The 8,857-nt window shown below is 64.5% G+C and carries 7 protein-coding genes; 5 read left to right on the top strand and 2 right to left on the bottom strand.

Annotation, left to right across the window (positions count from 1 at the left end; translation table 11 throughout):
- Positions 1-707, bottom strand: a 707-nt coding sequence (locus KGZ40_09590; protein MBS3957759.1) for a hypothetical protein, incomplete at its 3' end; no start/stop codon positions are given.
- On the bottom strand, positions 704-1,255 hold the full coding sequence (locus KGZ40_09585) for an RNA polymerase sigma factor (GenBank protein ID MBS3957758.1): 552 nt from the start codon (positions 1,253-1,255) through the stop codon (positions 704-706). The genes KGZ40_09585 and KGZ40_09590, both read right to left, overlap by 4 nt.
- An 85-nt stretch (positions 1,256-1,340) precedes the next feature.
- Here KGZ40_09585 and tgt point away from each other — a divergent pair, with 85 nt between their 5' ends.
- The 5 genes from tgt to recJ all read left to right on the top strand — a co-directional run bounded on the left by tgt (position 1,341) and on the right by recJ (position 8,839).
- Complete coding sequence (tgt, locus tag KGZ40_09580; protein ID MBS3957757.1) at positions 1,341-2,462, top strand: tRNA guanosine(34) transglycosylase Tgt; 1,122 nt, start codon at positions 1,341-1,343, stop codon at positions 2,460-2,462.
- A 110-nt stretch (positions 2,463-2,572) separates the two neighbouring features.
- Entirely contained in the window at positions 2,573-2,869 is a 297-nt protein-coding gene (gene yajC, locus KGZ40_09575) for a preprotein translocase subunit YajC (protein ID MBS3957756.1), read from the top strand.
- Positions 2,870-2,953: 84 nt separating this feature from the next.
- Positions 2,954-4,237, top strand: coding sequence for a protein translocase subunit SecD (secD, locus tag KGZ40_09570; GenBank protein ID MBS3957755.1), 1,284 nt, complete (start codon positions 2,954-2,956; stop codon positions 4,235-4,237).
- Positions 4,224-5,126, top strand: coding sequence for a protein translocase subunit SecF (gene secF, locus KGZ40_09565; protein MBS3957754.1), 903 nt, complete (start codon positions 4,224-4,226; stop codon positions 5,124-5,126). Before secD ends, secF begins: the two co-directional genes overlap by 14 nt.
- A gap of 68 nt (positions 5,127-5,194) precedes the next feature.
- Positions 5,195-8,839, top strand: coding sequence for a single-stranded-DNA-specific exonuclease RecJ (gene recJ / locus KGZ40_09560; protein ID MBS3957753.1), 3,645 nt, complete (start codon positions 5,195-5,197; stop codon positions 8,837-8,839).
- The last annotated feature ends 18 nt before the right edge of the window (positions 8,840-8,857 follow it).

Genomic DNA, 8,857 nt, shown 5'->3' with positions numbered 1-8,857 from the left:
CCCGCCGAAGGACCGGCGGGCGCGCCTTCCTCGCCGGCAAGCCGGTATGCGAATCCGTTGAAGGCGACGAAGGACGTCGAGAGAGTGGCGCTCGTCGAGTACGGGGTGGGAACGCCGGCGTCTTCTGGAACTTGGGACTCAATGGAACGGCCCTCGGTCGCTGATTCGGCGGAGAGATCCGGCGCGGTCAACATCTCGGCGCCTGGGTCCGCGACGAACGCGGTGTCGCCGGATGCTCCTCTCATGAGGAAGTCGACGCCCTGCGCGGTGACAAGGACGCCGCCCACGACGAGCACCGCGGCGGTAGCGAGCCATGGCGCCGCTGTCCGCCACTCGGTTCCCGTGCGTGGGAGTCTCACGCGCAGGTGAGGGCTGTTGTCTTCCGCTCGCGTCTCCTTTCGCGAGGCGGAGATATCCTCCACGACCGCGGTCTCGATGACGGGTGAGTCGGCGGGTGTCGCCGACGGGACAAGAGCGCGAACGGCATCGGCTTCGACGGCAACAGCGGACAGCACGCGTGCCACCGCGGCGTCTGGAGCCGCAGGAGCGGGCACCTCACGTGCCGTGCGGAGGAACGCGGCGAACGTCGTGCACTCGGCGCACGTCAGGCAGTGAGCTTTGGCCGCCGCAAGAGTTTCGTGATCGGCGACCTGGCCGTCGTGGGCAGCCGAGATGACCTCCTGGACCTCTGAACACAACGTCCTCACGACACACCTCCGTTCGGCCCTAACGTGACAGCGAGGGCGCGACGGGCCCTAAACACGCGTGACTTGACGGTACCTTCGGGGATGCCGAGGACATCGGCCGCTTCCCGGTAGGACAAGCCGAAGAGGGTCACAGCACCGAGCGCGTCGCGGTCTTCTTGCGGGATGGCTCGAATCGCGCGTTCGAGCGCAACGTGAGTGATAGCGGTTGCGGCGGTATCCTCGGTGGATATGAGTGACAGGCCGACCGGGTCAACGGGGACAGCGCGGTGACGTCCGGCGCGGAGCATGTCGAGGCAGGCGTTACGGGTGACCCGGTAGAGCCACGTGGACAGCGCTGACCTGCCGTCGAAGTTGGCAAGCGAGCGGTACATCTTGAGGAACACCTCCTGGACCACGTCCTCGGCCGTATGCTGGTCTCCAAAAAAGCGTAGCGCGTGCGCGTAGACCGCGTCGGCGTGCGAACGAACGATCACCTCGAAAGCCGACTGGTCTCCCGCGGCGGCGGCGGCCACGAGCGCCTCCTCCTCTGAGCGTGACACCGTCTTCATCCATCCACCCTTCAGACGGACCCGGCGGCGGCCGGGTTCACATCGGCAAGCATAGCGCACGGGCGGGACTGCTAGAATCGCTCAAATGCGACCATTCGAGTTCACAGTGCGTGCGACTGATCCCGGCACGTCCGCGCGCCGGGCGACGCTCGTCACGCCGCACGGCTCGATCGAGACCCCCGTGTTCATGCCTGTTGGCACACGGGCGAGCGTGAAGGGCGTCACTCCCTTACAGCTCGGCTCGATAGGCACCCAGGTAGTCCTCGCCAACGCCTATCACCTCTTCTTGCGCCCCGGACACGAACTCGTTGCTCACGCCGGAGGTTTGCACGCGTTCATGAACTGGGACAGACCGATTCTGACCGATTCTGGCGGGTTTCAGATTTTCTCGCTCGCCGATACGCTCTCGCTCACAGACGACGGAGTGCGATTCCGCAGCATCGTCGACGGCGCGTGGCACTATTGGACCCCCGAGGACAACATCGCCGTGCAAGAGGCGCTCGGGGCCGACATCATCATGCAGCTCGATCAGTGTCCTCCGTATCCTGCCGAGGAGCGGCTGGTGGCTACAGCGGTCAGACGCTCTGCCGAGTGGGCCGCGCGATGCAAGGCTGCTCACGGACGTGAGGACCAAGCGCTCTTTGGGATCGTGCAGGGAGGGCTCTTTCCGCGATTGCGGGCCGAGAGCGTTGAGCGTCTCATTGAGATCGGTTTTCCCGGGTATGGTATCGGAGGCTACTCGGTGGGAGAGCCGCACGATTCGATGCTTGAGAGCCTCGGTCCGGTTGCCGCCGGGCTCCCGGTTGATCGGCCGCGCTATCTCATGGGGGTCGGGACTCCAACGTCAGTCCTCCAGGCGATAGCGCTTGGTGTCGACATGTTCGATTGCGTGCTCCCCACGCGCACCGCACGTACGGGGACCGCGCTGTCGTCTGAGGGCCGGATGAACCTTAAAAACGCGCGGTACGCCCGAGACCTCGGTCCGCTCGATCCAGCGTGCGCGTGCCCGACATGCACCGGATATACGCGCGCGTACCTGCGCCACCTCGTCATGATGAGGGAGATGCTCGGGCCCATCCTGCTGTCGATACACAATCTCGCGTTTCTGCTCGATCTGACCGCGCGTGCGCGCGAGGCTATCAAGGCCGGACGCTTTGGCTCGATGCTCGCTGATTGGATGGCCGGACCGGGCGCTGACGACTTCTGAATCGTCGTGATGTCGCCGCCCCCGCGAACGTTCATGATGATATGATTACCGCTTGTGGCGGATGTCCGTGGACGGTCGCCTGACGTAATCGCGCGCGACGGAGGTGCTTGATGGGCGACACAGGCGGTCTTATCTATCTAGCAGTGCTGGTGGCCGCATTCTATCTGCTGATCATCAGGCCGCAGATGCGCAACGCCAAGCGCGTTCGCGAACTGCTCGCATCGCTCGAAGTGGGAGACCGAATCGTGACTGTGGGCGGGATGCGCGCGACGATAACGGCGCTCAACGATGAGACGGTCACCCTCGAGGTGGCTGACGGGGTGACCCTCTTCTTTGATCGCGGGGCGGTGGGCCGTAAACTCGATCCTGACTTGACTCAAGCGGACGAGGGCTCGACTTCCGAGTAGGTTCGCGGAGCGAGCATCCGCGAGATTGCGGTGAAGACACCGCGACGAGACCTGATCTTCTGAAGAAATGGGGAAGGCAAGAGAATGGAGCCGAAGCAACGTATCGTAGCCGCCATGGCGATCGTAATCGCCTTGGTGGGCTTTTCGTGGTGGCAGTTCTGGCCACCTGGCGAGAAGATCAACCAGGGACTCGACATTCAGGGTGGCTTGTCCGTCATCCTCACGGCGCAAGAGACACCCGAGACCGCCGTCACGAACGAGGTCATGGATCGGGCAGAGCTCATCGTACGCAACCGTGTTGACCGTCTCGGTGCCTCTGAGGTCTCGATCCAAAGGCAGGGAGCAGATTCGATCCTGGTGCAACTGCCTGGGATCGGGAACGCGCAGGAGGCGCTGGAAGCGCTCGGTTCGACCGGCCTGCTGGAGATACGTGACGTCCTGGGCATCGATGAGACCGGGGAGGTCATATTGGGGGAGGTGCTGCTGACGGGAGACGTCGTCACCTCGGCCGCTATCGGGGCGAACCCTCAGAACCCCGCTGAGCTTGAGGTCAACGTTACCTTCAACGATGAGGGCGCCGCGAGGTGGGCGGAGATCACGGGTGCGCGCATCGGCAAGCAGATCGCGATCGTGCTTGACGGCAATGTCGAGTCAGCGCCCGTCGTGCGCGACCGGATCACCGGCGGGCAGACATCGATTACCGGAGGCTTCACTCCCGAAGAGGCGCGCAGGCTCAAGACCGTGCTGGAGACCGGCGCGCTCCCGGTGGCGCTCGAATTCTCCGAATCGCGCGTGGTAGGCCCCACGCTGGGGCAAGACGCGCTCGATCGCGGTGTCTTCGCCGCGCTCCTGGGCCTCGGGCTCGTCGCGGCGTACATGGCGGTTTACTATCGCGGGATGGGCGTCCTCAGCTGGTTCGCTCTCTCAATTTTCGGATCAATCTTCCTCGGAGTGCTCTCGCTCCTGTCCAACCTGGGATGGTTCGCGCTCTCTCTTCCCGGTATCGCGGGCATCGTGCTCACGATCGGACTTGCCGCAGACTCCGAGATCCTCATGATCGAACGGTTTAAGGAAGAGGTGCGCGAGGGTCGTACGTACAGATCAGCGGCTCGTCATGGCACGCGTCACGCGATCGGCACCAGTCTCGACGCCGACCTCGTGACGTTTGTCTCAGCGCTCATGCTTTATACCTTCGCGATCGGTCCGGTGCGCGGATTCGCGCTCACGCTCATGATCGGACTCGCGATTGACATCTTCACCATGGTGTTTTGGTCCCGTTCGCTAATCATCCTCATGGCCGAGAAGATCATTCCCAAGGCGCCGTGGTTCTTTGGTGTGAGGGGAGGTGATGCCGATGCTCGCGCGTGAGTTCGATTTCCTCGGTCTTCGCAGGGTATTCCTCGCGATCAGTGTTGTTCTCGTTCTGGTGAGCGCAGGTGCGCTCGCGGTGCGGGGGCTGACGTTCGGGATTGAGTTCCAGGGAGGAACCGTCGTCAACTTGAATCGTACGGAGGGCGTCGAGATCGGAGAGGTGCGCGCCGCCTTTGCCGAGGCCGGCGAGGCCGAGGTCCAGGTTCAGACCGCCGAGAACGGCGGATACATGGTTCGCATGGCACAAGACGATCCGGATGTGGCCAATGCGGTGTTCCGCGACGTTGCGGCGACGCTCGGGATTTCCGAGGCGGACGGGAACGTGAGCACGATCGGGCCTGGATGGGGACGCAACATCACCCGCTCGGCACTGCTCGCGCTCATCGTCTCAATCGCGGCGATTCTGCTTTACGTCGCGCTTCGCTACGAGTACAAGATGTCGCTCACCGCCGTGTTCACGCTCGCTCACGACATGCTGCTGGTACTCGGGATCTACGCGCTCGTAGGTCGCGAAGTGGCTCCCAGCACTATCGCGGCGTTGCTCACGATCATGGGTTACTCGCTATACGACACGATAGTCGTGTTCCACCGCATCAAGGAGAACGCGAAAGGTCTCACGCGGACGACGTTCACGAAGATGGCAAACCACTCGCTCAACCAGGTGTTCGCGCGCTCAGTCAACACCTCAGTGACGTCGATGATGCCGCCTCTGATGCTCCTGATTTTTGGCGGCGAGACGCTCGGCGGGTTCGCGTTCGCGCTCGTGGTGGGAGTGTTCATCGGCGCGTATTCTTCGATAGCGGTGGCCACTCCGCTCTACGTGCTCTGGAAGGAACATGAACCCAAGTTCCAGGCGCTTGCCAAGAAGTATGGCGTGGCGGCGTAGCCGGTGCGCATGATCGACGCGGAGGGGCCGGCGCTTACGTGTCGGCCCCTCCTGGTAGGATACCGATGATGAGTCCGCCACCTTACACCGCGACAGTGTCGCGTCCCCTGCCGTGGCCGCTCGCCTCGGCGGCGGATGATCGCGTGGCACACCTTGTCGACGCCCTAGGCATCTCGCCAGTGCTTGCGCGATTGCTGGTGATCCGCGGTGTCGATGAACCCGGATCCGCTGAGCGCTTCCTGACTCCTTCTCTCGATCGCGACTGGTCGCCCGGCGCATGCCTTCCTGGCATGGCGGCGGCGGCCTCCCGGGTCGCGAGTGCGGTCAAAGCTGGGGAGCGCATCGTCGTGTTTGGCGACTTCGACGCTGACGGCATGTCATCGGCGGCACTCGCTCAGCGAGGCTTGGCCGCGATGGGAGCTCAGGTCAGGGCCACGGTACCGGATCGTTTCACGGAAGGCTATGGCCTCACCGAGGCGAGCATCGAGCGTCTTGCTGAGCTTGCTCCGCAGCTTGTCGTGACCGTCGATTGCGGCATCTCATCTGCCGCCGAGGTGGCGGCGTTGCAGGCAAGGGGCATCGATGTCGTGGTGACCGACCACCACGAGCCGGACGCTCAAGTGCCCGTTGGTATCCCGGTCGCGAATCCCAAGCTTGAGCCGGGGCATCCGGCTTTTTGCCTCGCGGGAGCCGGCGTTGCGCTCAAGCTCGTACAAGCCGCGGGTGAGCTGCTCGGTTTTGAGGGAGTCTGGCGCGACCTTACTGACTTGGCGACGCTTGGCACCGTCGCCGATATCGTTCCGCTTTTGGGCGAGAACCGCGCCCTCGTGGCGCACGGGCTCGAGCGTATGCGCCGGGCCCCACGTGCTGGATTGGCGGCGCTCGCTGTAGTCTCCGGGTGCGATATCACTCGAATCGGCTCGGATGAGCTCGCGTTCCAGATGCTGCCGCGCCTAAACGCGGCGGGCAGGATGGCCGATCCGCACATCGCTCTTGAGCTGCTCACCACAGATGATCCTTGCCGTGCCGAGGAACTCGCGCGAACTCTCGATGATTTGAATCGCACCCGTCAAGCCACAGAACGAGACTTGAGCGAGGCCGCGATCGCGATCGCGGAGCGCACGTACGACCCTGCGGACCGTGTGCTCCTCGTTGCCGGCGAGGGCTGGCACGACGGTGTGCGCGGAATCGTCGCCTCCCGGCTCGCTCGGCGTTATGGGGTGCCCGCGTTGGTCTTCAGCGTTCGCGATGGTGTCGCGCACGGTTCTGGGCGCTCCGTAGGCGGGTTCGATCTGTTCGAAGCGGTCTCATCGGCCTCGGATCTTCTTGAGAGGTTCGGCGGGCACTCGGCGGCTGTTGGAATCACCTTGCCTGCCTCCCTGGTCGATGAACTGCGCGCGCGTCTCTCCTCGCATATCGCCACGGCGCCACCCGAGCTACTCACGGTTATTGAGCCGGTCGACGCACTGCTCCCACTGGGCGATATCGGACTCGAACTGGTAGCCGAGGTGGAGACGCTCGCACCGTTTGGCCATGCCAATCCTCGGCCGAAGTTCATCTCGGCGGGGGTGTTCATGTCATCCCGTGAGCGCGTGGGCAGGTCATCGGAGCACTTGCGATTCACCGCGTACGACGGTGCCGACGCTGTTCAGGCGATCGCGTTTCGTTGTGAGGCGATCGCCGAGATCGCGCTCTGTGACACGGCCGTTGACGTTGCCTATGAGCTGCAGGCAAACGAGTGGCGTGGCCAGACGCGCGTACAGATGCTCGTCCGCGACATCTCGGTACATCAAGCCCCAATGGACGCTCCCGCAGCCGAGCTGGTCGAGGATCTCTTCGCACGGGCCGACGAGATACTCGTGCGCGAGGAGTACACGGGTATCGCGGAGGCGGACGCATTCCACACCAAGCTTGTGGGCGTGACGTTCGAAGGGCGCCAAGAGGTTATCGGTGCACTCAAGGCTGGCACGCCGCTGCGCATCGTGCGGCAGCCGGACAATCCACACGACTCCAACGCCATCGCGCTGCATGAGCCGCGAGGCGCTCAGATCGGGTTTTTCAATCGGCGTCTCGCGGCGGTGCTCGCACCGGTTATCGACGCGGGGGTGGAGCACGACGTCGAGATCACCGATATCACAGGGCTTGCCGAGGACCGCTCTCGGGGAGTGAACGTGCTCGTCACGCGGCGCGGCTCTGAGCCGTTGCGCGCTGATGCGTCCAGCATCGCGGAGCGCCGCGCCGCGCTCGCGGCGCTCGACCCGGCCGCGCTCGACGCAGAGTTAGTCCGGGCGTTCATCGGCGAGGGTTTGCTCCATGACGCGCAAGTATCCGCTCTCGCCGAACTCGCGGCGGGCCGCAGATGTCTCACCATCATGGCTACCGGGCGCGGCAAGTCGCTCATCTTCCACATTCACGCCGCGCGTACGGCTCTTGCGGGAGGCGGAGCGTCCGTCTTTGTCTTCCCCCTCCGTGCGCTCGTAGCCGATCAGGCTTTCCACCTCGAGGAAGTCATGGCCGGCCTGGGCGTTCAGGTGGCGACGCTTACCGGTGAATCGTCGCCGACCGCGCGAGACGAAGGCTTCGCCGCGCTGCGCTCCGGCGCTCTGGACGTCGTGCTCACCACACCTGAGTTCCTCGTTCACCATGCGGATCGCTTTGCCGCGGCTGGGCGGGTGCGGTTCGCGGTCGTTGACGAGGCCCACCACGCGGGAACCGCACGCGCGGGACACCGGCCGGCGTACACGCGCCTCGGAGAGGTATTCGAGTCGCTCGGATCGCCAGCGGTCCTCGCGGTGACAGCCACGGCCGGAGAAGCGACCGCCGCGGCGATTTGCGCTGGCCTGGGTATCGAGACCGTCGTCACTGACCCCACGGTGCGCGAGAACCTGGCGGTTGTTGACGAGAGAGGTTCGGCCAACAAAGACGGCTATCTTGCGGCGCTCGCGTCGCGCGGCGAGAAAATGATCGTGTACGTGAACTCCAGGGAGCACTCGGTCAAGCTTGCCCGGATGCTAAGAAAGCGGATCCCGTCTATCGCGATGGGAACGGCGTTTTACAACGGCGGACTCGCCCGTTCAGCGCGCCACGCGGTCGAACGGGCGTTTCGCGCGGGCGAGGTGTGCTGCGTGATCGCCACGAGCGCGTTTGGTGAGGGTGTCAACATCCCCGACGTGCGCCACGTCGTCCTCTACCACCTTCCCTTCAACGATATCGAGTTCAACCAGATGTGCGGCCGGGCGGGCCGCGACGGCGCCGTCGCTCGCGTCCACCTGCTTTTCGGACCGCGCGACGCGCGCGTAAACGAAGTCGTTCTCACGAGTGTCGCGCCCGCGCGCGATGACCTCGCGTCTTTGTACGCGGTGCTCAAGGAAGCGAGCGCCGCGCACGGAGACGGCTTCGAGGCGGCAAACGCCGACCTCGCGCAGAGCGTGTGCTCGCGAAGGCGCGGGTCGTCGATGAACGAGCGGGGCGTGTCAACCGGTATCGGGGTGTTCAGAGAGCTCGGACTGCTCGACGCTGAGGGCCGAGGTCCGTATCGGCGCCTTACGCTGGTTCCGGACCCGCCGCACGTCGAACTCTCCGCGTCAGTGCGCTACGCTGAGGGTCTTGAGGAGATCGCGGAGTTCCGCGCGTTCAAGGAGTGGGTGCTTGCCGCAACGGCGGACGAGTTGCTGGAACGGTTCAACCGGCCTATCCTGCCTACACCCGTGTAACCCGCCGAGGAGGACCGC

Source organism: Clostridiales bacterium (assembly GCA_018333995.1).
In the GTDB taxonomy this organism is placed as follows: Bacteria; Actinomycetota; Coriobacteriia; order Anaerosomatales; family SLCP01; genus JAGXSG01.
Note: the sequence above shows the minus strand (reverse complement) of the source record. Positions and strands in the feature narration are given on the sequence as shown.